General features: G+C 41.6%; 24 protein-coding genes, 1 tRNA gene and 1 rRNA gene. All 26 read right to left on the bottom strand.

The features are described 5' to 3' along the window. Positions 1–289 (bottom strand): 16S ribosomal RNA (locus BLP54_RS10100); the annotation flags it as partial. Positions 290–743: 454 nt separating this feature from the next. After that, positions 744–1766, bottom strand: coding sequence for a threonine aldolase family protein (locus BLP54_RS10095; RefSeq protein WP_090169321.1), 1023 nt, complete (start codon positions 1764–1766; stop codon positions 744–746). Positions 1767–1947: 181 nt separating this feature from the next. Continuing rightward, positions 1948–2033, bottom strand: a tRNA-Ser gene (locus tag BLP54_RS10090). A 158-nt stretch (positions 2034–2191) separates the two neighbouring features. Then, entirely contained in the window at positions 2192–2887 is a 696-nt protein-coding gene (gene ispD / locus BLP54_RS10085) for a 2-C-methyl-D-erythritol 4-phosphate cytidylyltransferase (RefSeq protein ID WP_090169318.1), read from the bottom strand. Further along, positions 2887–3912 carry a tRNA (adenosine(37)-N6)-threonylcarbamoyltransferase complex transferase subunit TsaD gene (gene tsaD / locus BLP54_RS10080; RefSeq protein WP_090169316.1) on the bottom strand — a complete coding sequence of 342 codons (1026 nt, stop codon included), beginning with the start codon at positions 3910–3912 and terminating at the stop codon, positions 2887–2889. Before tsaD ends, ispD begins: the two co-directional genes overlap by 1 nt. Next, a complete protein-coding gene (locus BLP54_RS10075) occupies positions 3902–4486 on the bottom strand; it encodes a DUF6715 family protein (protein ID WP_090169314.1) in 585 nt (194 codons plus the stop codon). Before BLP54_RS10075 ends, tsaD begins: the two co-directional genes overlap by 11 nt. A gap of 1 nt (position 4487) precedes the next feature. After that, positions 4488–5399 (bottom strand): ribonuclease Z, encoded by a 912-nt coding sequence (locus tag BLP54_RS10070; protein WP_090169312.1) that lies wholly within the window; start codon positions 5397–5399, stop codon positions 4488–4490. Continuing rightward, complete coding sequence (rimI, locus tag BLP54_RS10065) at positions 5399–5845, bottom strand: ribosomal protein S18-alanine N-acetyltransferase (protein ID WP_090169310.1); 447 nt, start codon at positions 5843–5845, stop codon at positions 5399–5401. The genes BLP54_RS10070 and rimI overlap by 1 nt, the downstream gene beginning before the upstream one ends. Then, positions 5845–6555, bottom strand: coding sequence for a tRNA (adenosine(37)-N6)-threonylcarbamoyltransferase complex dimerization subunit type 1 TsaB (gene tsaB, locus BLP54_RS10060; protein ID WP_090169308.1), 711 nt, complete (start codon positions 6553–6555; stop codon positions 5845–5847). The genes rimI and tsaB overlap by 1 nt, the downstream gene beginning before the upstream one ends. A gap of 3 nt (positions 6556–6558) precedes the next feature. Continuing rightward, the gene (tsaE, locus tag BLP54_RS10055) at positions 6559–6990 is read right to left on the bottom strand and encodes a tRNA (adenosine(37)-N6)-threonylcarbamoyltransferase complex ATPase subunit type 1 TsaE (RefSeq protein ID WP_090169306.1); all 432 of its coding nucleotides are present in this window, start codon (positions 6988–6990) and stop codon (positions 6559–6561) included. After that, positions 6987–7484: a YcxB family protein gene (locus BLP54_RS10050; protein WP_090169304.1), complete on the bottom strand. Its 498-nt coding sequence runs from the start codon at positions 7482–7484 to the stop codon at positions 6987–6989. The genes tsaE and BLP54_RS10050 overlap by 4 nt, the downstream gene beginning before the upstream one ends. A gap of 254 nt (positions 7485–7738) precedes the next feature. Further along, positions 7739–9898: a Tex family protein gene (locus BLP54_RS10045; RefSeq protein WP_090169302.1), complete on the bottom strand. Its 2160-nt coding sequence runs from the start codon at positions 9896–9898 to the stop codon at positions 7739–7741. Between the two features lie 9 nt (positions 9899–9907). Beyond that, on the bottom strand, positions 9908–10957 hold the full coding sequence (locus BLP54_RS10040; protein ID WP_090169300.1) for an acyltransferase family protein: 1050 nt from the start codon (positions 10955–10957) through the stop codon (positions 9908–9910). Positions 10958–11034: 77 nt separating this feature from the next. After that, complete coding sequence (locus tag BLP54_RS10035) at positions 11035–11400, bottom strand: DUF1667 domain-containing protein (RefSeq protein ID WP_090169298.1); 366 nt, start codon at positions 11398–11400, stop codon at positions 11035–11037. 20 nt (positions 11401–11420) lie between these two features. Further along, positions 11421–12683 (bottom strand): NAD(P)/FAD-dependent oxidoreductase, encoded by a 1263-nt coding sequence (locus BLP54_RS10030; RefSeq protein ID WP_028248284.1) that lies wholly within the window; start codon positions 12681–12683, stop codon positions 11421–11423. After that, positions 12683–14140, bottom strand: coding sequence for an NAD(P)/FAD-dependent oxidoreductase (locus BLP54_RS10025; protein ID WP_090169325.1), 1458 nt, complete (start codon positions 14138–14140; stop codon positions 12683–12685). Before BLP54_RS10025 ends, BLP54_RS10030 begins: the two co-directional genes overlap by 1 nt. Before the next feature lie 111 nt (positions 14141–14251). After that, positions 14252–14974, bottom strand: coding sequence for an MIP/aquaporin family protein (locus BLP54_RS10020; RefSeq protein WP_090169297.1), 723 nt, complete (start codon positions 14972–14974; stop codon positions 14252–14254). Positions 14975–15165: 191 nt separating this feature from the next. Next, complete coding sequence (gene glpK / locus BLP54_RS10015) at positions 15166–16665, bottom strand: glycerol kinase GlpK (protein WP_090169294.1); 1500 nt, start codon at positions 16663–16665, stop codon at positions 15166–15168. A 66-nt stretch (positions 16666–16731) separates the two neighbouring features. Beyond that, positions 16732–17310, bottom strand: coding sequence for a glycerol-3-phosphate responsive antiterminator (locus BLP54_RS10010; protein ID WP_090169292.1), 579 nt, complete (start codon positions 17308–17310; stop codon positions 16732–16734). Positions 17311–17696: 386 nt separating this feature from the next. Then, positions 17697–18299: a bifunctional phosphoserine phosphatase/homoserine phosphotransferase ThrH gene (gene thrH / locus BLP54_RS10005; RefSeq protein ID WP_090169290.1), complete on the bottom strand. Its 603-nt coding sequence runs from the start codon at positions 18297–18299 to the stop codon at positions 17697–17699. A 12-nt stretch (positions 18300–18311) separates the two neighbouring features. Beyond that, entirely contained in the window at positions 18312–19508 is a 1197-nt protein-coding gene (locus tag BLP54_RS10000; protein WP_090169288.1) for a homoserine dehydrogenase, read from the bottom strand. Between the two features lie 7 nt (positions 19509–19515). Continuing rightward, on the bottom strand, positions 19516–19959 hold the full coding sequence (locus tag BLP54_RS09995) for an ACT domain-containing protein (RefSeq protein ID WP_090169285.1): 444 nt from the start codon (positions 19957–19959) through the stop codon (positions 19516–19518). 309 nt (positions 19960–20268) lie between these two features. Further along, a protein-coding gene (gene prfB / locus BLP54_RS09990) for a peptide chain release factor 2 (RefSeq protein ID WP_143002014.1) occupies positions 20269–21406 on the bottom strand; the annotation gives its coding sequence in 2 pieces (ribosomal slippage) (positions 20269–21330 and positions 21332–21406; 1137 coding nt in all). A 138-nt stretch (positions 21407–21544) separates the two neighbouring features. Beyond that, positions 21545–22840 (bottom strand): S41 family peptidase, encoded by a 1296-nt coding sequence (locus BLP54_RS09985; RefSeq protein WP_090169281.1) that lies wholly within the window; start codon positions 22838–22840, stop codon positions 21545–21547. Positions 22841–22912: 72 nt separating this feature from the next. Further along, complete coding sequence (ftsX, locus tag BLP54_RS09980) at positions 22913–23821, bottom strand: permease-like cell division protein FtsX (RefSeq protein ID WP_090169279.1); 909 nt, start codon at positions 23819–23821, stop codon at positions 22913–22915. Next, positions 23811–24491 carry a cell division ATP-binding protein FtsE gene (ftsE, locus tag BLP54_RS09975; protein WP_090169277.1) on the bottom strand — a complete coding sequence of 227 codons (681 nt, stop codon included), beginning with the start codon at positions 24489–24491 and terminating at the stop codon, positions 23811–23813. The genes ftsX and ftsE overlap by 11 nt, the downstream gene beginning before the upstream one ends. Between the last annotated feature and the right edge of the window lie 19 nt (positions 24492–24510).

The raw sequence follows: 24510 nt of genomic DNA, 5'->3' as shown, positions 1-24510 counted from the left end.
TTGGTGGGCCATTACCTCACCAACTAGCTAATCAGACGCGGGTCCATCTTGTACCGATAAATCTTTTCACACAAAATCATGCGATTCCGTGCGCTTATGCGGTATTAGCAGTCGTTTCCAACTGTTGTCCCCCTGTACAAGGCAGGTTACCCACGCGTTACTCACCCGTCCGCCACTCAGTCAGTAAATCGTCACCCCGAAGGGATCGTGATAAACTGCTTCGTTCGACTTGCATGTGTTAAGCACGCCGCCAGCGTTCATCCTGAGCCAGGATCAAACTCTCATGTTTAAAAGTTTAATTCCGAATCAGTATAAAACTGACTTGTTTACTAATAAAGGTTTCGTTTCATTAAGAAACTTAAATGAATTTCAAGGATACATGTTTTAAAAACTTGTATTAATTCAAGGTTTGTTTCACTGTTCAGTTATCAATCTTCGCTTTGTTGTTGCTCTCAGCAGCAACTCGTTTATATTATCACGATGTCGGCTTTTTGTCAACAACTTTTTAATTATTTTTTTCTTGACTTTCTTAGAAAATCAAGGGCTGATGCTCTCTCGAGTCAGCTTGTATATAGTATCAAGTGGATGGCTTTTTGTCAAGCACTTTTTACTAATTTCTTCAGCTGTTTTTGTGAGTTATAACTATCACTTTTTCAAGTGTTTCTCGCTCACGCGACAGCTTGTTTATAATAGCACCCAGCCCCTTATGTGTCAACAACTTTTTCGATATTTTTTTACTTTTTTCACAGAATGTTTTTCAGTGCATTTACAGCCTCATTTGTGGTTGCCCAACTAGTAGCAATTCGAATAACTGTATGGCTATCATCATACTTCTCCCAGAAGCCATAAGACACCTTTTCACCAAAGGATTTCAAGGCCTCATTCTCCATCACCACGAAGATCTGATTTGTAGGATTCTCCATGAAGAGCTGATATCCCTTAGCACGAAGATCCTCTCTTATTATAGAAGCCTGCTCAACAGCATGACGTCCCATCTCCATATATAGATCATCTGTAAACAACGCGCCGAACTGAACACCAAGGAGTCTGCCCTTTGCCAAAAGAGCACCGTGTTGTTTTATTTGTGTAATCATATGCTTAGGTGTATTTCCTTTTGTGAAAACAACCGCCTCTCCAAAGAGGGCACCAACCTTTGTTCCTCCTATATAAAATACATCTGCATAGGAAGCGATATCTGCCATTGTTAAATCATCCTGAGCCGCCAAGCCATAGGCAAGACGTGCGCCATCTATAAACAACGGAATATTATATTCCTTACATATAGAAGAAACAGCTTCAAGTTCACTACGAGAATATAGTGTTCCATACTCTGTTGGATAAGAGATATATACCATACCAGGATTAACCATATGCTCACAGCTGTCATCTGCGTAATGTGTCTCTAACATATCTTTTAGCTCAACGGGATCAATCTTACCCTCGTGAGCAGGTATAGTGATAACTTTGTGGCCGCTATACTCGATAGCACCTGCTTCATGACAGGCTACGTGACCAGTAGCTGCTGCAACAACGCCATCATAATTAGAAAGCATGGAATCAATTACCACCTGGTTAGTCTGTGTGCCTCCTACCAGAAAATAAATATCTGCACTTGGGCATTTAATATAATCACGAATCTTCTTCTTCGCCTCTTCGCAATATTTATCCTCACCATAACCTGGTGTTGAAACAAGATTCGATTCTATTAATGCTTCAAGAACTTTAGGGTGACAACCTTCTGCATAATCACATGAAAAATATAACATATCCTACCTCCTCTATAATCTCCAATTCTTACATTAACACTCCTATATAATCTTCGCTTAACTAGATGTATCGCTCAGAATATATAGAGATTGTTAATTAGAAGCTCAGTCTACATAATATCTTTTAAAAGAATATATACGTATATACGAAAAAAGGCAACCGCTTTCGCGATTGCCTTAACGCAGAGGGTGGGATTCGAACCCACGCGCCCTTGCGGACAAACGGTTTTCAAGACCGCCTCGTTATGACCACTTCGATACCTCTGCATCTGTATCTCTCGGACACGAATAGTATAATACCATCCGTCTACCCATATGTCAACAAAATATTTGAAGTTTTTTTATAAAATTTTGAATTCGGAATATTGCGACAATATCAGGTTTTTCCTAACTTTTCTGGCATATATTTCAGAGCCTGAAAACCACTATATTTTACCCTGATTTTTAAGGATTGCTTCACCAAAAGCAATGTCCTCAGGAGTAGTTACTTTAATGTTCATATAAGAGCCTGGAATCATATGCACCTCATGATTAGTAGCGCGCTCCACAATCATAGCATCATCTGTAATAGATTTGTCAGCTGAAGCAATAACCTTATCGTAGGCTTCACGGATAAGATTGTATTCGAAACACTGAGGAGTCTGAACAATCCAGACGTTATTTCTATCCGGGGTATCAAGAACCTTTCTATGATCATCTGTAAGCTTGACTGTATCCTTTGTAGGCATGCCAACAACACATGACTCATAAAGCATAACTGCCGACATACATCTATGAATAACATCTATAGAAACAAAAGCTCTGGCACAGTCATGAATAAGTACATAGCCATCATTTATAGCCTGTAGACCTGCATAAACGGAGTTGTAGCGCTCTTCACCACCTTCTACAATGGCAACGCACTTTGTAATACCGTATCTCTCAACAATTTCCCTACGGCATTTTTCTACATCACCAGGAGCTACTACAAGAACAATCTGAGTAACCTTACTTTCCTGGAATGTACGTAAGCAATGTACCATAAGAGGTGCATCACCCATCTTCATATATTGTTTTGGTATTTCCTGTTCCATTCGCTTGCCTGAGCCAGCGGCAAGAACTATTGCTGTGAATTTATTCATTATCTTTCACCTAACTTCAAATTTGGTATAGCATTAAGATCCCAGCCATCACGACGGCCTGCAAGATACTCGTAGTATGCTGCTGCACCAATCATAGCTGCGTTATCTGTACAAAGAATTGGGGATGGGTGATAGAATTCTACGCCCTTCTCCTTACACATTTTTTCCATAGCTGCACGAAGAGTCTGGTTGGATGCAACACCTCCGGCGATGGCAAATTTGTCCATGCCAAATTCATCGATAGCAAGGGCTGCATGCTCACATAATGTGTCAATTACCGTCTGCTGGAAGGACGCAGCTACGTCAGCCTCGTTTATAGTCTCGCCCTTCATCTGAGCACCGTTAATATAATTTAATACCTGAGATTTTAAACCACTGAAGGAGAAATCATATACTCCATCAGACACCTTAGGTCTAGTAAACTGAATAGCAAAAGGATCTCCCTCGTGGGCTGCCTTCTCAATCTTTGGTCCGCCTGGGTAACCTAAGCCGATGGCACGGGCAACCTTATCAAAGGCTTCGCCTGCTGCATCATCTCTGGTGCGACCAAGAATTTCGTATTTACCATAATCTGCCACACGAACAAGATGTGTGTGACCACCTGAAACTACCAAGCAAAGGAATGGTGGCTTCAATTCTTTATTCTCGATGTAATTAGCGCTGATGTGGCCTTCGATGTGATGAACACCAATAAGAGGGAGCTGCTCCGCAAATGCGATAGCCTTTGCTTCAGCAACACCTACAAGAAGGGCGCCAACTAGCCCTGGACCATATGTAACCGCAATAGCGTCCATATCCTCCAGTCCCATGTCAGCCTCCTCAAGAGCCTGCTCTATAACCTGATTTATACGTTCTATGTGTTTACGGGATGCAATCTCTGGAACAACACCGCCGTATAGTGTATGAAGTGGTATCTGTGTGGATATCACATTACTTCTAACATCTCTTCCGTTGATAACTACTGCTGCTGCAGTTTCATCGCAGGAGCTTTCAATTGCTAATATTTTAATTTCTTTAGTATCCATTTACTTTATCCTCTGAAGACAGCCTCCATGTAAGGATTTTCCAGTTACCGTTTTTGTCCTTCCTCAGACAAAAGTCCTCGTAGGTTCGATCGTAAGTGCTTCCCTCTCTCATAAAATAGTAGGTAGAAACAAAAGCGCACTCATATCCATTAACGGTTTTGTATTGAACTTCTTTAGAATCGCTGACCGTTGCAGACACAATAGTCCGCTTACGATTCTTGTAATCCTGTATTTCCAGATTCAGAGAAGCTATATATGTATCTCTAGGATTATATTTCAATAGCTCATCATCCATAAGGACTCTGGCCTGGTCTGCCATTTTTTCTAATTGAGCCTGATCATAATCCTCTGCATAGTAGGCTGAAATAATTCGATTGTACCATTTTACTACTGCTCTAGGTGTGGCAGGATAATCATTCTTAAAATTCTTCGAAATGATAGTCTGCACTTCGGATAACTCTACATTTTCATCTGCTTTAGCCGTGGCATTACGGCGTGATAAGTAGGTATAGTAGCCCACAATTAGGCATACCATACAGATAACCGCTATTCCTATTCGCAGTACCTTTTTCATATTACTCCTCCGCAAAATCCAATTCTAAGAACTTGCCATCTTCCCCGAGCTTAGCCTGTGGAAAAATATCACAGACAGCTTTCATATATCTTTTATGACCTGTCATGGATGGTGAGAAATGTGTAAGCCAAAGTTCGTTTACATTTGCATCCTTGGCAACCTGAGCCGCCTCATAGAAGGTCATATGCTTATTCTGTTTTGCTTTTGCTAATTTATCCTCCTCTGCATACATGCCCTCGCAGATAAGAAGATCAGCGTCCTTTGCCGCCTCCACAAGAGATTTGGTAGGACGGGTATCTGTACAATAGGTAACTTTTATACCCTTGCGGGCATCTCCCATTACCATTTCAGGAGTGAAAGTCTTTCCTTCGTGCTCCACTGTCTGGCCCTTTTGAAGTGGATTCCAAAGTGTAACAGGAAGTCCAAGAGATTTGGCTGCTTCTACATCAAATCGACCCTTTCTTGGAATATCTATCGTATATCCGTAGCAGAGAACATTATGGTTAACTCTGAATGCATGGATATGGTAGCCTAATAATTCGAAGCGTTCATCTGCTTCTGTAATCTCGTGAAATTTAATCTCAAAGGGAAGCTCTGGAGCAATTACCCTGAGAGAATTAACCACCTTTTCAAGTCCCTTAGGACCTACGATGGTAATTGGTTCTACTCTGTCTGAGTTGCCCATGGAAAGAAGCAATCCTGGCAGGCCGCTGATGTGATCAGCATGGTAATGTGTAATACATATAATTGAGATTGGGTTTGGAGAGAAGCCTGCTTCCCTTAGAGCAACCTGTGTGCCCTCTCCACAATCCACTAACAAGCCCGCTCCATTAAATCTAAATAAACATGAAGTGAGCCATCTATTAGGCAGCGGCATCATGCCTGCTGTGCCTAGTAAACAAACGTCTAACATTAAATAGTCCTTTCAAATTTCATGCAAATGGCATCTTCCACTGGATTGGAGTAGAAATACTTACGTACGCCAATTTCTTCGAAACCGAAGCTTTCATATAAGCGACGGGCTGGAGCGTTGCTGACACGAACCTCTAAGAAGATAGTGTCAACGCCACGTGCTTCAAGTTCCTCTATTGATTTGACAAGAAGCTGACGGCCTAATCCCTGACCTCGATATTTTTCATCTACGACAATATCTGGAAGCTCTGACTCTGGCGGTGTGAGATAGTAAACGCTGAAGGCTGCTATCTGCCCATCATCTTCTGCCACCATTATAAAGGAGTGGTCTGAAGCAACCGCTTCTTCATAAGACTTCAAGGACCATGGACAGCTCATGGCTGCGTTTTCGATTTCTACTATCGATGGAAGGTCCTTTTCATTTGCAAATCTGTATGTAAAAGCCATTAAGCTTTTCCTTCCTTTTCCATACGCTCTCTTTCAGCCTGAGACAAACGAAGGTATTCTGGTCTGTGATCTGCTGCAATCTCACAATCTCCATTTGCATAGTAGATTGAACCGAGGCATGCCACTGCTGAAGCATGCTGACGATTGAGATGAGCTGGAGCGAATCTATATGGAACCTTAATAATTTCTGCAATCTTTTCTTTGAAAACTGGAACACCATCGCCAAGGAAGGTGACTGGCTGACCAGCTTCATTTATCTTTTCTGCTATTTCAGCAAAATCAACTGCGCACTGAGCGTGTACTACTGTGAATTCACCAGACTGTTCGAACTTATAAAGGCCAGTGTATACCTGACCACGTCTTGCATCTAAGATTGGGCAAATAATCCCATCATTTCCCCACATGTTATAAGCAAGGGCGTCTACTGTTGGCACTGACACAATTGGACAGCCAAGAGATAAACCAAGGCCTTTAGCTGTGGCAGAAGCAATTCTAAGTCCTGTGAAAGAACCTGGGCCTGCTGAAACTGCAATGGCATCGACTGAATTAAGATCCAGCTCTACCATCTTTTTGAGCTCATCAAGCATTGGAAGCAAGGTCTGTGAATGAGTCTTCTTGTAGCCTGTGGTGTACTCGCCAATTAAATTATCATCTTCTACGATGGCAACTGAGGCAACAAGTCCTGAGCCATCTATTCCTAAAATCTTCATATTCTATATCTGTTCTACCGTGATTTTGCGGTAGTCAAATCCCTTTTCTAAATCTTTTTCAATTGTAATCTGAGTGTAGTGCTCCGGAAGAATGTCTTCGATGAGGTTTGCCCACTCGATAAGTGAGACTCCATCGCCGTAAACATAATCCTCGTAACCAATCTCATCCATCTCTTCTACATCGCCTATACGATATACATCGAAGTGATAGAAAGGCAATCTGCCTGTGTCATATACCTGCACAATAGTGAAGGTCGGACTGCAGATAGCTTCATCAATGTGAAGACCTGTGGCAAAGCCCTGAGTGAACACTGTCTTGCCAACACCCAAATCTCCAATAAGTGTAAATACCTGCCCTGGTGTAGCTGCTTCGCCAAGCTTTCTGCCAAGGGCATCTGTTTCTTCTGGTGAATTAGTTTCAAATATTTCTATCATTTTATTTGTATTTTGTAATCCTCTACGTGATTTTTAATATATTCAACAGCTGGCTCATACGCATCTCCAATATCCTCTTTAGGAATGATGTAAGCATTAACCCTGTTGCTGTAGATAAGAAGATATTTCTTCCAAGTAGCTACTTTGAACACATACTCCCATGGAAGCTCTGCTGGCTCCTCTGATGCTGGGGATGTGACAACAATGCCTGTATCCTTGAGCTGATATCTGATTGGGTGCTTGAACACCTCCTGCTGCATCTGAAGCTTAGCTCTTGTCTTTAATGTAAATGGCATGTAAAAAATTATAATAGCCGCAAACAACACATAGGACATTCGCCAAAACACTGGTAGTGTATCAAATTTCAGCATTAATACAAGTAGTAAAAGTATTCCAAGTGCAAGGGACATAATACGCTGCCCCAAGGCGTGGTGCCAATTGAATTTGAATAAATCTTCTTCTTTAATTTGGGTTTCAAAGCTAATGTTATCCATAATGCACGTATTCTCCCTATTTTTCTATTAGTTTATCATATATTTGTGCATAAAAAAAGACGAGCCGAAACCCCTAACGACTCGTCAAAACCTTATCTCCTAAAAAGCAAACTCACTGTTACTTTTCTCGACTAAAGAAAGTATAGAATTACTAGTAATTAATGTCAACAGTTTGCCTCTTGGAGAGTATTATTTTGTAAAATTATGACAATTTCTGCCATCAATATCTGTGTATGATTACAACACTTAAACCTTTAAGCTTTCTTGGCCTTATTGAGCTTCATTGTGAGAGCGATTCTGCCCTTTTTCTCATCAACAGATAAAACCTCTACATCAACGATATCTCCGACTGAAACTACCTCAAGCGGATGCTTAATATAACGGTCTGTCATCTGAGAAATATGAACTAATCCATCCTGATGAACACCGATATCGATGAAGGCACCAAAATCGATTACATTACGAACAGTACCCTTAAGTTGCATGCCTGGTTTAAGATCTTTCATCTCAAGAACATCGCTCTTAAGGATAGGCTTTGGCATATCCTCACGAGGATCACGACCTGGCTTTTCAAGCTCTTTAACGATATCCTCCAAAGTCATCTCACCAACGCCAAGTTCTGTGGATAAAGCCTTAATATTAGAAATACTCTTGTGGATATCCTTAAGTGTTCCTGCTGCAATATCCTTTGTGTCGAAGCCAAGCTTCTCAAGAAGAGCCTTGGCTGCATCATAACTTTCTGGATGAACAGCTGTGGCATCAAGTGGATTCTTACCACCTGTGATACGCATGAAACCTGCGCACTGCTCAAATGCTTTTGGTCCAAGCTTTGGAACCTTCTTAAGCTCTGCACGTGAATTAAAACGACCATTTGTCTCACGATATTCAACAATGTTCTTTGCAAGAGTTTTGTTGATACCAGATACATACTCTAAAAGTGAAGCAGAGGCTGTATTAAGATCTACACCAACAGCGTTAACACAAGTCTCTACAACACCTGCAAGTGTCTCGTCAAGCTTCTTCTGATTCATGTCATGCTGATACTGGCCAACACCTACTGATTTTGGATCAATCTTTACAAGCTCAGCAAGTGGATCTTGGAGACGACGCGCCATAGATGTTGCACTACGCTGTCCTACATCGAAGTTTGGGAACTCCTCTGTGGCAAGCTTGCTGGCAGAATAAACAGAAGCACCTGCCTCATTAACGATAATGTACTCAACCTTCTCTGGAATCTCTTTAAGCATATCTACGATAATCTGCTCAGACTCACGGCTAGCAGTACCATTTCCAAGAGAGATAAGGGAAACGTTGTATTTCTTAATAAGGCCTTTGATAACCTTCTTTGTCTCCTCTACTTTGTTCTGAGGTGCAGTTGGATAAACAACAGTAGTATCGAGAACCTTTCCTGTTGCATCAACTACTGCAATCTTACAACCTGTTCTAAAAGCTGGGTCCCAACCCAGAACATTGCGACCAGCAATTGGAGGCTGCATGAGAAGCTGTGTAAGGTTCTTGCCAAATACCTTAATAGCTCCGTCTTCTGCCATCTCTGTAAGATTGTTTCTGATTTCATTTTCAATGGAAGGTGCAATTAGTCTTGTGTATGCATCCTCGATTGTATCGATGAGCGCCTGATTCGTATTTACGTTATCACGGCTGATAATTTTCTTCTGAAGGTAATTAAGAATATCCTCTACAGGAGCTTCAATGCTAACCTTAAGAATCTTCTCTTTTTCACCACGATTGAGAGCAAGAATTCTATGACCTGGAAGCTTTGCGATAGCTTCATCATAATCATAGTAATTCTCATAAACAGATTCTGCTTCGGCATCCTTTGCCTTAGAAACGATACGACCATTCTTGAAAGTCTTTTCACGAATCCAGGTACGATAATCCGCATCATCAGAAATGCTTTCAGCGATTATATCGCAAGCTCCTGCGATAGCTTCCTCTGGTGTGTTTACTTCCTTCTCTGGATTGATGAACGCCTTTGCCTCGTCTGCAAGGGACTTATCTGTCATCTGAAGAATGATGATGTTTGCAAGTGGCTCCAAGCCCTTTTCCTTAGCGATAGTTGCACGAGTGCGGCGCTTTGGACGGTAAGGACGATATAAGTCATCTACAGCTACCTGTGTCTCTGCTTCAAGAATAGCTTTCTTAAGCTCCTCTGTAAGAAGTCCCTGCTCTTCGATAGAAGCAAGGCAAGTAGCTTTTTTATCTTCGAGGTTTCTTAAATATGTGAGGCGCTCTGCAAGTGCACGAAGCTGCTCATCATTAAGACCACCTGTAACTTCCTTTCTGTATCGTGAGATAAATGGAACAGTGTTGCCTTCATCTAATAATTTTATAGCAGCTTCAACCTGCTGTGGACGAACTTGAAGTTCAGTTGCTATCTTTTTAGTAATATCCATGATGTACTCCTATTTAAATATTTTTTTCACACGTGAAGAAAGATTACGTACGAGAATAGACGCTGACCAGGTGATGAAAATGCACGCTAAGAGCAACGCGAAAATTTCTCGATGGTTATATGCTTCTACTGATAAGTGTGAATAGAATAAAATCATTATTCTATGATGTAATAAAATTACATACCAGCTGATGCCGGAGATGTAAGTTATTATCGTATATACGGATTTTTCTGATGAGATTTCCACATCACGAAGTGCAACCAGCATAGTCATGCTTATTGCAAAGTAAATAATTTCATTCTGCTCCTGTGTAAGCTTCATCCATTCGAAGGATGGAACGAAACCTATAAGGCAGAAGTAAATAAAGATAAGTGCCGATAAAATCGCACAAACTATTCTAAGCTTTGAATTAATCTTCTCGTCTCCAAGCTGTACCTGAAGGAGCATTCCAAGATAGAAATACACGATGATAAAAAGTGGATTCATCAACTGCGTAAATGGGAATGGATTGTAAACCAAAAGTGCAATTACATACCATACAAGCAATACTCCCAGTGTGATGAATTTGAATTTCTTAAGTAGCTTGGCAAGAAGAGGGAATAGTGCATAGCAAACTACTATACATGACATAAACCACTCACCAATAAGGTAGAAGTCTGCCTTTATAAGCTGAGCCACTCCGTCTACACCAAGGATGGTAAATATAAATCTGCTGATTGGAAGATCGTGACCTACCACCTGATTATCCACCAAAAAGCAAACCACAAACATTATTGTGTAAGCTACATAAAATGGAATAAACAATCCCTTGAATCTTCTTAAATAATATTTCCCAAGTGGCAGCTCATCCTCATGATTATACATAAGGGCATAGCCTGAAATTACAAAAAGAAAAAGGCTGGCTGGACGAGCCAAAATATTAAAGAAATAGTTATAGCCGTACATGGCACCATCTGTCCCCTGGGCTGTAACAATATACTCCACAAAGAAGTGGTAAAAGAATATGAAAATGACGCCGATATCGCGGAGGATATCAAGGCCTATGATTCGTTTTTTCATGTATACTCTCCTAGTTTTATTTTCTAGTTAAGTATATAAAAAAACAGCCGGCACCACAAGGTGCCAGCTGATTCCTTTTATAATGTCTCTACATTTCTTGTTGCTACAACGTCTACGCCGGTTCCGCAAACATCCTTAACAACTACATCTCCGATATGTACTGGAGCTTTCATGACTGCTGCATCAATCTCCTTCATAACATCAGCGATTTTGTCCTTTGGAATGTTGGACTTTGTCTTAACTGAAACACGTGGCTTGTCGCCGCCTAAAATAACAGCTGTAGATGTAACTGTTCTCTCAGGATGTGTTACTTCGTTTTTAGCGTAATTCTCGCCGATTTTGCAAGTGTTACCTGTTACAGATAAAACCTCGCCATTTTCTAATTCTACTGTAATCTGACAACCCATTGGGCAGCCGATACAAGTTAATTCTCTTTTTTCCATAATCTATCTGCCGCCTCCTTTTACTCTGCTTCAATCTTAACTGTGATTTTCTTTAATCCTGGCTTCTCAGCAAGCTTGTCCTTGAGAAGGATTACCTGTTCCATCTCGCCTGGTGCCATGATACGTTTCTTGTTGTGCATTACTCTCTCATCATCGAAGTAAACACTTACATATGAATCCTTGTAAACAGCACCAACACGGAAACGAACTGTAAGCTTGTCATCCATTCTGTCTACGTTAATTGTAGATGGAACTGTGTAACGAGCGCCTTCTGTTGCAACGATTTCGATATCAGCTGCACCATCAGAAAGCTCTCCCTTAACAAACTTAGCTGCGTTCTGACCAGCTCTGTCTGCTTCCTCAGAAACGTAGTCAACAAGATCGTGTACATGAAGAACGTTACCACAAGCAAATACGCCAGGGATATTTGTCTCAAGAGACTCATTTACAACTGGGCCACTTGTGATTGGGCTCATCTCAACACCTGCTGTTCTTGAAAGCTCATTCTCTGGAATAAGGCCGCAAGAAAGAAGAAGGGTATCACAAGTGTATCTTTCCTCTGTGCCAGGGATTGGCTTGCCCTTGTTATCAACTGCTGCAATTGTGACAGCTGTAAGGTGCTCCTTGCCCTCAATATCAACAACAGTGTGTGATAACTTAAGTGGAATACCAAAGTCATCAAGACACTGAACAATATTTCTCTTTAATCCGCCTGAGTATGGCATAAGCTCTGCTACAACCTTAACCTTAGCACCTTCAAGTGTCATACGACGTGCCATGATAAGTCCGATATCACCAGAACCGAGGATAACTACCTCTCGGCCTGGCATGTAGCCTTCGATATTTACAAGACGCTGAGCTGTACCTGCTGAAAAGATACCAGCTGGTCTGTAGCCAGGAATGTTTAAAGCTCCTCTTGGACGCTCGCGGCATCCCATTGCAAGGATAACTGCACCAGCCTTAATCTGGTACATACCATCCTCACGGCTCATAGCTGTAACAACTCTGTCGCCTGAAATATCCATTACCATTGTGTTGAGCTTGTATTCAATCTTAGCATCGAGAACCTTCTCGATGAAACGATAAGCATACTCTGGACCTGTAAGCTCTTCCTTGAATGTGTGGAGACCGAAACCGTTGTGGATACACTGATTTAGGATACCACCAAGTTCTTTATCTCTCTCTAAAATAAGAATTTTATCTACACCAGCGTTTCTTGCTGCAACTGCAGCTGCAAGACCTGCTGGGCCACCGCCAACAATAACAATATCATAGTTCAACATTACTGCTCGCCTCCCTTCTGATTTTTGGTGCGCTCAATTACGATATTTGAACGTCCACCGCTCTTTGTGATTTCTTCATACTTAAGGCCGAGCTCTCTGTGAAGAATTTCCATTGTCTTTGGAGAACAGAAACCTGCCTGACATCTTCCCATTCCAGCACGTGTTCTTCTCTTAACTCCATCAAGAGAACGAGCACCAAGTGGTCTATGGATTGCATCAAGAATTTCTCCCTCTGAAATAGATTCGCAGCGGCAAATGATGTTACCATATGCTGGATTTTTCTTGATTAACTCATTTCTTTCTTCAACTGAAAGGTCTGCTGGGTTCATAACATCCTTACGTGTGCTAATCCAGTTAGCCTTTGGCTTGAGAGCCATCATATCTCTCAACATATTTCCTACCATCTCACCGATAGCTGGGCTTGATGTAAGACCTGGTGATTCTATAGCTGCACAGTCAATAAAGTGCTTAGCACCCTTAACCTCGCCAATGATAAACTCGTGACGAGCTTCGTGTGCACGAAGGCCTGCGAAGGATGTAATAACCTTTCTCATTGGAAGATTCTTTACGTGATCGTTTGCCTTTGCAATCAAATCGTTAATTCCATCTGCTGTGGTGTTGGTGCCTTCCTTATCCTCAATATCAATAGCTGTAGGACCAACGATAAGGTTGCCGTGAACTGTTGGAGAAACAAGAACACCTTTACCAAGATTTGTTGGCTGAGGGAAAATTGTGTGGCTAACATGTCCACCAACCTCTTTATCAAGGAGGCAATAATCACCTCGACGTGGGATGATTTCGATTTTGTCATCATCCTGAGATACCATATTGTGGATAACACCTGAGTAAACACCTGCAGCATTTACTACATATTTAGAAACATACTCACCATTGTTGGTGCGAATGTGCCATAATCCGTCTTCACCAGCTGTAATAGCTTCTACCTTTGTATTAAATCTAAAATCTACTCCGTTTACATTTGCGTTTTCTGCCATTGCAATGCAAAGCTTGAATGGGCAGATGATTCCGCCAGTTGGTGCATATAAAGCACCTTCTACATTATCTGAAAGATTTGGCTCCATCTCGAGAGCCTCTTCACGGCTGAGGATTCTCAAATCTTTAACACCATTTTTTACACCTCTGTCATAGAGGTCCTGAAGTCCTGGAAGTGCCTCCTTGTGGATGCAAACTACCATTGAACCATTGCGCTTAAATGGAATGTCCAAATCGCGGCAAAGGTCGTCCATCATCTCATTTCCACGTACATTAAGTTTTGCCATTAGGGAGCCTGCTGCTGCATCAAAGCCAGCGTGAACAATCGCTGAATTAGCCTTTGAAGTTCCCTCGCATACATCTTCACATTTTTCCAATACACAGACATTTGCCTCATAGCGAGAAAGTTCTCTTGCGATTGCGCTACCTGAAACGCCTGCGCCTATGATTATGACATCGTACAACATATAATTTTTCTCCTTCTTATAAAACAAGGCGAGAGAAATAAACTACGTCCCCCGTAGTCTCACTATTCTCTCGCCTCAATGATTCAGTATTTAATTCTAATTAATATTTTAGCCAAACATCTGAGCAGCTGCAAGTGCATTGTAAAGAACTGATGCAACAATACCGCCACAGATAGGTGCTACTGCTGGAATCCATCCATAGCTCCAGTTACCATCCTTCTTACCAAAGTTTGGTGCAAGGCAAAGGTAAGCAATACGAGGAGCTGTATCTCTTGCTGCGTTCATAGCGTATCCTGTAAGACCACCAAATGAAGCACCGCAAGCAACGATTACACCGTAAACAAGAACCCAAACTGTTCTGTCTGAGCCAGCTGGAATAAGTGCAAGTGTGAATACGAGCACGAATGTAGCTACGAACTCAGAAGCAAAGTTGAGAACCTGATTTGGAATAGAAGGTGCTGTACAGAAGCATCCACGTACTACTGCATCATCAGCTGTTTCCTTAATGTGATCTCCATAAAGGAAGATAAGGATTGCTGCGCCTACGAAACCGCCAAGCATCTGTGCAACAATCTGTCCAGGTACTGTGCTCCAGTCACCTGTTCTGATAGCAAGACCGATTGTAACAGCAGGGTTGAACGCTGAAGGGCATCCTGTGAAGTTGCTCATTGCAAATGCAGGAACCATAACTGCCATTCCCCAACCGATGAGGATATGAACAGCTCCGCCGCCCTTGAAACCTGACTTGTTCAATGAAACGTTACAGCAAACACCATCTCCGAGTAATACAAGTAAAATAGTACCTATAAACTCGCCTACATAAACTGACATAAAAATTTCCCCCTTACTTAAAATATAATATTTATAAGCACCCAATAAATATAACATGCTCCCGCAGGCCACCTTCCATACTCGGGCAAGGGAACTCCCCTAAAGGGGCACCCTCCTTCCCCGGCATGGAGCCTTCCTGCTCGCGCTTGCCAACTTTCCGAAGGGTGCTTATTGTTCAATTTTTTAACGACTTATTCTTTAGCCCAACCACGTGTAGCTGCAACAGCCTTTGTCCAACCCTTGAGAGCAGCTGTTCTGTCAGCGTTTGTCATCTCTGGCTTGAACTCGCGGTCAACTGACCAGTTCTTAATAACGTCTTCCTTGCTCTTCCAGTATCCAACTGCAAGACCTGCAAGGTAAGCAGCACCCATAGCTGTTGTCTCAACACAGCTTGGACGAAGAACGTCAGTGTTGATGATATCAGACTGGAACTGCATCAAGAAGTTGTTGTTTGATGCACCACCGTCAACCTTGAGAGCTGTAAGGTGCTTTCCAGAATCGAGCTCCATAGCATGAAGAACATCGTATGTCTGATAAGCAAGTGACTCAAGTGTTGCTCTGATAAGGTGATATTTATTTACACCACGTGTAAGACCTGTGATAGCTCCACGTGCGTATGGATCCCAGTAAGGAGCGCCGAGACCTGTGAAAGCAGGTACAACATAGCATCCGTTTGTATCCTTAACGCGAGTAGCGAAGTACTCTGAATCTGGTGAAGAATCTACAATCTTTAACTCGTCACGGAGCCACTGGATAGCAGCACCAGCAACGTATACAGAACCTTCAAGTGCGTATGTAACCTTTCCATCTAATCCCCAAGCGATGGTTGTAAGAAGGTCATTCTTAGAGAAGATTGGCTTCTCACCTGTGTTCATAAGCATGAAGCAACCTGTTCCGTATGTATTCTTTGCTTCACCCTCTTTGTAGCATGTCTGTCCGAAAAGAGCTGCCTGCTGATCACCAGCAGCACCAGCGATACGGATAGGACCACCGAAGAATTCTGGATCTGTCTCTCCATAGATGCAGCTTGAAGGCTTAGCTTCTGGAAGCATGCTCATAGGAATGTCAAGAATCTGGCAAAGCTCCTCATCCCACTCAAGAGTGTTGATGTTGAATAATAATGTACGTGAAGCATTTGAGTAATCTGTAACGTGTACTTTACCCTTTGTAAGCTTGTAGATTAACCAAGAATCTACAGTACCGAAGCAAAGCTCACCTTTCTCTGCTCTCTCACGAGCACCCTCTACATTATCAAGGATCCAACGGATCTTTGTTCCTGAGAAATATGGGTCAAACTTAAGACCTGTCTTCTGCTGGAACTTCTCAACGATACCAGGAATCTTTCCCTTCATCTGCTCAGCCCAGTCAGCTGTACGACGACACTGCCATACGATAGCGTGTGTGATAGGCTGTCCTGTTGCTCTATCCCAAACGATAACTGTCTCACGCTGGTTAGTGATACCGATTGCTGCGATATCCTCTGACTTAGCATTAACCTTTCTCATAGCCTCACGAGCTACAGAAAGCTGTGTCTGCCAAATTTCATTAGCATCATGCTCTACCCAGCCTGGCTGTGGGAAGTACTGTGTGAATTCCTTCTGTGCAACAGAGCACATCTCACCTTTCTCATTGAAAAGAATACATCTGTTACTAGTTGTTCCGGCATCGAGCGCCATTACGTATTTTGCCATTATTACTCCTCCTTCTTTTGCCTTGTGGCATTGGCTAATACTAAGGAGTGGCTGTTAACGAATCCCTTAAAGCTCCCATACCTCTTCATTCGTGGTAGATACGGCGAGCACCCCATTATTAAGTGCATTCATTACATCATCTTTGTCACCAATAAGTCCTCCTGCCAAAACAGGAACTCTGCTGGCTTTGTTAACTCTCTTGATAATCTTTGGTAAGACTATACCTGGGAGAATCTCGATGACATCTGGCTGAGATATTCCGTGCCGGTCTTGCTTTTCAATATTTACAAGAGCCATGCTGTCGATTACAAAATATCTGAGCACTGTATATAAGCCTAACTCCTTTGCCCTTCCGATAAGATTACCCTTGGTGGTAATTATTCCATCTGCCTGGGTGTTATTTTTGATGAAGTCTACTGAGATTTCTTTGGTGTTATTAAGACCTGTAATCAAATCTAAATGAACCATTGCGATTTTGTCTGCTGATTTTATTCTTTGCACGATACCTGGAATCGTACATACATCCCCATAAAGTATGAATATAATCTCGCATTCCGTTTTAATCGCTTTCTCAAGCCCCTTATCATCTTTTATGGCTGCGATAACTGGATTTGCTTCCAGCTTTTCGATGAAGTCTCTATGCATTGAAAATTTACTCCCTCTAATACCCTTATTGTTTTAGGCACAAAAAAAGAACATGCCTAAAGATACAAGAGCTCCAACTCTCGACACAGCCACATTCTCATCTTCTCACGGGCATTTATTAACTTTTATGTTTAAATGATACACGACATATGGGTAAAATTCAACATATATTTTTCACATAATTATCATTATCTGTTCATAATTGCTCAAAATTGTCATTGTTACTATATTAACAAACTGTAAATTATGTATAAATAGGCTTATTTTAAGGAAATAGTGTTTAGCGAAAATAGACAACTGTATTTGCGAGAAAGAATTTAAGTAAAATTAAAGCAAGTTTTGATAGTTGATACCAAAACTTGCTTTTTGTCTCAATGGGAAACCGTTTATTTCTGAACGCTTACTATAGCGTTGTATAAATCGTCATATTCTTCGAAGGCTGGATACTGTGGATAGTCCTTCTTGATTGCATCTGTTGTTCTAAATAAGAAGCCTGCCTTTGATGCTTCAATCATTGCGAGATCATTGAAGCTGTCGCCACTGGCAATAGTGTCAAAGCCACATGACTGCAATGCTCTTACTGTTGTAAGCTTACTCTTTTCGCAGCGCATCTTGTAGCCTGTGATTTCTCCATCATCTCCGACAATCAACTCGTTGCAGAAAATGGTAGGCATTCCAAGCTTTTCCATAAGAGGTCCAGCGAACTGTGAAAATGTATCGCTAATAATTATAACCTGTCCAAAGGCTCTGAGCTTATCCAAGAACTCCTTTGCACCTGGAAGTGGATCAATTGTAGCGATGGTGTCCTGAATCTCTTTAAGTCCAAGTCCATGCTCTTTTAAAATACCAATTCTATAATTCATGAGCTTGTCGTAATCAGGCTCATCTCTTGTTGTCTTTTTAAGCTCTGGGATCCCTGTTGCCTCGGCAAAAGCAATCCAAATCTCTGGAACCAGTACACCTTCTAAATCTAAGCAAGTAACATACATGTCTTATTCTCCTTATGCCAATCGAATTACTGAAATAATACCACCAAGCGCAGCCTTACGCTCGTTGAATTCACGCTCTGTCATCTCTGAAGTAATGAAACCCACTTCATCATCCAAGTCGAGATTTGAATATTCAACATTTTCAAAACCATTCTCAATATCTGACTGAGAAGCAGTGGTTCTAACAAAATATCTAAACTTCTCCTGAGTAGGATCTGAAAGCTGATACTTTTCATCAGTCCAGCCAAGCTTTATGTACTTATCAATATTCTTTGCGAGGAAAACCATATCTCCTACAACAGCTGATGCTGTAGGAAGGGCACCTGCGCCGGCGCCATAGTACATAGACTCGCCAAGCATATTTCCCTTTACAGAAACTGCATTCATAACTCCTGAGACATGATAAAGCATGTTCTCTGGCTTTACTAAATATGGTGCGACACGACATGCATATTTATCGCCAGCCTTCACGCTACGAGCGATAAGCTTAATGCTTCGTCCCATAGCCTTTGCATATTTAAAATCAGTAGCAGAAATCTTGCTGATTCCTTCTGTTGGAATATCATTGAAATCAACATTCTTTCCTGTGACAAGAGATGTAAGGATGGCAATCTTGCGGCAACTGTCGAAGCCTTCAACGTCTGCTGTAGGGTCCTTCTCAGCATAACCTAATGACTGTGCCTCTGCTAAAATCTCTGCATAGTCACTGCCAAACTGCTCCATGTTTGTAAGCATGTAGTTTGTAGTTCCATTGCAGATAGCATCGATTTCCTCTATAACATCACCAGTTAAGCAGGCGGTCAGGGTTCTAATGATAGGAATACCGCCACCTACAGCTGCTTCAAACACAAAGTTTACATTGTGCTTTTCTGCAATCTGCATCAGCTCAGCACCCTTATCGGCAACAAGTGCCTTGTTTGAGGTGGTAACTGATTTGCCAGCTTCCAACATTGCCTTCACAAAGGTAAATGCAGGCTCAACACCACCCATAGTCTCCACAACAATCTTAACCTCTTTGTCCTTGACTATTTCCTTATAGTCCTTAACAAAGCATTTCTCATGTGGATCTCCAGGGAAATCTCTTAGATCGAGAATATATTTAAGCTCAAGTGGCTCACCAATTCTCTCTGCCAAGACGTCTTTGTTTGTCTCAAGAACCTTTGCTACACCGGAACCAATTGTTCCGTATCCCATAATCGCTGCTTTCATCCTGTTGTCACTCCCTTGCTAAAATCTTTACATAATGAACACCATCAACGGCCTCTATCGCACTAACCAAATCAGAGAAATCCCCTGAATCTTCTAGTACATCCACCGATATAGTAAGGGTGGCAAAACCATTGACTGGAATACTTTGATGTATAGTCAAAATATTCACATGGAAGTGGGCCATCTCTTCCAAAACTCTGGATAGAATTCCTGGCTCATCCTCCAACTGGATAACCATATTAATTGTCTTTCCCTTTATATCCTCATGGAATGGGAAAATGTCATCCTTATACTTATAAAATGAGCTACGGCTTATGCCAACCTTTTCGGTAGCCTCCTGGACTGAATCGCATTTACCAGTATCAAGTAACTTTTTAGCGGCAACAACCTTTAGCAATACTTCTGGTACAGCTTTTTCTTTTAATACAAAATAGGTAGTCTTCTCTGCCATATCTCCTCCACAAGTGTCTTTTGTACAAATACATTTGTACACGCTTCAAAGATAATAACATTAAACACTACCCAAATTCAAGTACTTTATCATATTAAATTGTGAAAGTATTTTAAATACTTACGCATTCCAGATTTACTCTTTCAAAACTCCCGCAAGCCATCTCCCATCTCAGAACATTTGACTAGATGTCAAATAACCTGAGCGGGGTTCTCCGTTTCACTCCGGTCGGTGCTGGACAAAGGTCCACTGGACCTTTAGCACCCTCTTGCTCGCGCCTGCCAAGTCTTTCTATGGAATGCTTAATATCTAATCCGTATCTGATGTATTACGGTCTGGGCAACCTAATGATAACCATTTCAGGTACGCGTTCATGAACGGTGTGAGCTTTCCATCAAGGACTGCATCTGCATTTCCAGATTCTTCACCTGTACGAAGATCTTTGACCATGGTGTATGGCTGAAGGACGTAGGAACGAATTTGATTGCCCCAACCGATTTCTGAAACTTCGCCACGAATACCATTAGCTTTGGCTGCATTCTCCTCCTGCTTTAAAAGAAGAAGCTTTGTCTTTAACATCTGCATAGCCTTGTCTTTATTTTGGAACTGGCTTCGCTCGTTCTGACAGGTTACAACAATTCCTGTAGGGAAATGTGTGATTCTTATAGCCGAGCTTGTCTTGTTGATATGCTGGCCACCGGCACCTGAAGAACGATAGGTATCGATTCTGATGTCCTCGTCCTTAATCTCAACATCAACATCTTCTTCGATATCTGGCATTACATCACAGCTGGCAAAGGAAGTCTGTCGCTTGCCCTGTGCATTGAAAGGAGAAATACGCACCAAACGGTGGATACCTTTTTCTGATTTAAGATATCCATAGGCATTCTCACCATTCACCTGAAAGGTAACTGATTTGATTCCAGCTTCATCACCTTCCTGATAATCCAGCTCATCCACTGCAAAGCCCATATCACCAGCCCAACGGCTGTACATTCTGTAAAGCATCTGTACCCAGTCACATGCCTCGACACCGCCTGCCCCTGAATGCAAAGTAACAATGGCACTATCGCCATCGTATTCTCCTGAAAGAAGTGTCTTCATTCTGAGAGTCTCTAAATCTGTCTCGAACTCTTCTATAAGAAGTGAAACAGTATCAACTATCTCCTGATCCTCTTCTTCATTTCCAAGCTCGATGTAATCTTCTATTTCTTTATATAAATCTTCAAGCTTATCTATGACTGCAACGTCATCCTTCATAGATTTAAGCTCTTTCATCTTGGCTGTAGATGTGGTAGCATCCGTCCAAAAATCTGGAGCCTCCATCTCGCGCTCAAGCTCTTCTATGCGAGCTTTCTTAGCTGCGACGTCAAAGTGAATCCCTCACTTCCGTCATAGAGTTTTTTTGCGACGTAAGTCGCTGCTTGAACTGATCAAGTTCTATCACGAAATCACCTCTTTCCTTATCTTAAGCTCGCTTGTTACGCTTACAATCCTGTGAATGCTCCGCTCATCTAACACGATTCGCTAAAGCATTTCACAGAGATTGTCAGCTACAAGCTATCTTATAATACTATTATTACTATTATTTTGCTAATACTTCTAAAGCTTTTTGAATCTGATTGTCTAGATCAACGGAATACTCGTCGTCTTCGCCACCCTGGAATTCGTATTCAAGCTCGATATCTGGAGCAATTCCTTTTCCATGGATGCACTCGCCGCTTGGAGTGTAATAAGTCTGAGTTGTAAGCTTTAAGGCTGAGCCATCGCTAAGTGGAATTGTAGACTGAACAATTCCCTTTCCAAAAGTATTTGTACCAATGATAGTTCCATACTCAAAGTCTCTGATGGCACCTGTAAAGATTTCTGCTGCTGAGGCTGTGTTACCATTTACAAGAACAACCATAGGAATATCCTTGGATGAACCCTCATCTGAAAGGAAATCTTCACGATGTCCAGCTTTATCCATTGTATAAACTACAGTACCCTTAGGGAGAAGATAATCAAGCATCTCAACTACTGAGTCAAGTAAACCGCCACCATTATTTCTCATATCGAAGACTACGGCTGTCATTCCCTGCTTTTCAAGATCCTTGTAAGCCTCGACAAAATCCTTGTAGGTATGCTCTGTAAATTGAGAAACTGCAATATATCCTACATTTCCCTCAAGCATCTGGTGTTCAACAGTAGGTGTAGCAATAGAAGCTCTAGTACATACAACTGTCTGCTCCTCACCATCTCTTGAAATCACAAGCTCAACATCTGTTCCTTCTTCGCCACGAATGTGCTGAACAAAGGAATCAAGCCCCTCATCTGTAGCAAGATAGCCATCAGCAGAAACAATATAATCGCCTTCCTTCAGTCCGGCTTTTTCAGCAGGTGTTTCCTTGTACACTTTTGTGATGGTTACAGCACCAGTCTCTGCGTTCTTCTGAAGCAAAGCTCCGATTCCCGCATAATTTCCTGTAAGTGTAGTCATAAGGTCCTTGTACTCATCTGCTGTATAGTATTCTGAATATGGATCATCAAGACTCTCTACAACACCCTTGTAAACACCGTTTACAAGCTTATCATTATCTACATCCTGATAATAATAAGTTTCTATTATAGAAAGAATTGTGCTGAACTTTGAATCGCCAGATTTACCAGACTGCAAAGACTCAAGTACCTCTTCAGAGGATTCGTCCTTAAAGGAAATCTTCGAACCAATCACACTGACCCCTACAATAACCGTAGCGATACAACCTATCAGTAAGCAAATAAATCCCACCAAAAAGTAAGGCCATTTTTTAGCCTTCTTCTCTGTTTTTTCTTCGTAGTAGTAATTTACCACCCCTGGATCTACGACCTGCTTGTTCTGTTCATTCTGTTCTTCGTACATTATTATTCCTCCATTATATATAGGAGTGCCTCAGCATCCGCCAAGGCACTCCCTAAAACTAAACATTTTATACTAAACTCTTAAATGCTTGTGCAAAGTTACACGAGAACCGAACCAGCCGATTCCAATACCAAGAATAAGAGAAACCGGAACCAAAGTTCTAAAGATTTCTTCTACTGGTATGAAAGTAACCATATTACTGAGGAAATTGAATTCTGAACTAGCATACTCAATTACCTTTTCATATATGAAGAAAAGAAGCACCAATGGAATAATCGAACCAATCAAACCAATGAAAACACCTTCAACTACGAATGGCGCTCTGACGAAAGCATTCTTCGCACCAATAAGCTTCATAATTGCAATCTCTTCTCTTCTAACAGAGATACCAACCATAACTGTGTTGCTGATAAGGAAAACTGATACAGCAAGAAGTATGATGACAATGGCCATCGAAACGATTGTAATCGCTCTGTTGATATCTGTAAGCGTCTTTGCAGCAACTTCTGATTGATTTACCTGACGAACTCCATCAAGTCCCTGAAGGAAGGAAACCAATGTAGGCTGCATTGAAACATCATTAAGATAAATCTCATAGTTTGCAGAATTAGCAAGTGGATTATCATCTGCAAAACCGGCAGCAAGCTGTTCATTGCCGCCAAAATATTCCTCCTGATAATCTGCCCAGGCTTGCTCGGCAGAAATATAATTGAAACTCTTTACCTCAACTCGCTTCTTAATCTCGTTTCCGATTTCATCTATACGAGACTGAGGAAGTCCTTCATCAAAGAAAACTGTAACTGCGACACCTTCCTCTGCAGTTCTCACCATAGACTGGAAGTTCGTTCCCAAAGCAAAGAAAATTCCAAAAAGAAAAATACATGCTGTCATGGTAGCTATTGAAGCAAGCGAGAACATCTTATTTCTCCAAATGTTCTTTAATCCCTGCCCAATATTATAGATGTGAGTGCTAATCTTCATAGTCGTCACCTCCCACATCACTAACTACAACACCTTTTTTGATGGTGATGACGCGCTTATTCATAGCTCTGACGATTTCCATATTGTGAGTTACCACAACAACTGTGGTGCCCCTCTGATTAATCTCATCGAGAAGTCGCATGATTTCCCATGTATTATCACTATCGAGATTTCCAGTAGGCTCGTCTGCCAAAATAATCTTTGGCTCATTAACAAGAGCTCGAGCGATAGCTACACGCTGCTGCTCTCCACCTGAAAGCTGGCTTGGCTTTGACTTATATTTAGCTGCAAGTCCAACAAGTGAAAGTATTGTTGGAACCTTTTTCTTTATTTCTCTATTTGAACACTCAACTACCTTCATGGCAAATGCTACGTTCTCGTAAACATTTCTATCTGGAAGGAGTCGGAAGTTTTGGAATACTACACCAACATTCCTACGATACATAGGAACCTTTTTGTGAGTAACCTTTTTTAAATCCTGACCGTTAATGTAAATCTTGCCCTTTGTAGGCTCCAATTCTTTCAATAATAATCTGATAAGAGTAGACTTACCAGAACCACTATCTCCAACAACAAAAACAAATTCGCCTGGATCAATGTGAATAGTTACATCCTCGAGGGCAGGTTTGCCAGCCTCATAGGACTTACTAACATGATCTAATCGTATCAATTTTTTACCTCATTTCCAT

It is taken from the genome of Pseudobutyrivibrio sp. 49 (genome assembly GCF_900100545.1).
Taxonomy (GTDB): Bacteria; Bacillota; Clostridia; order Lachnospirales; family Lachnospiraceae; genus Pseudobutyrivibrio.
The sequence above is the reverse complement of the archived record's forward strand: the minus strand, read 5'-3'. Positions and strand labels throughout refer to the sequence as shown.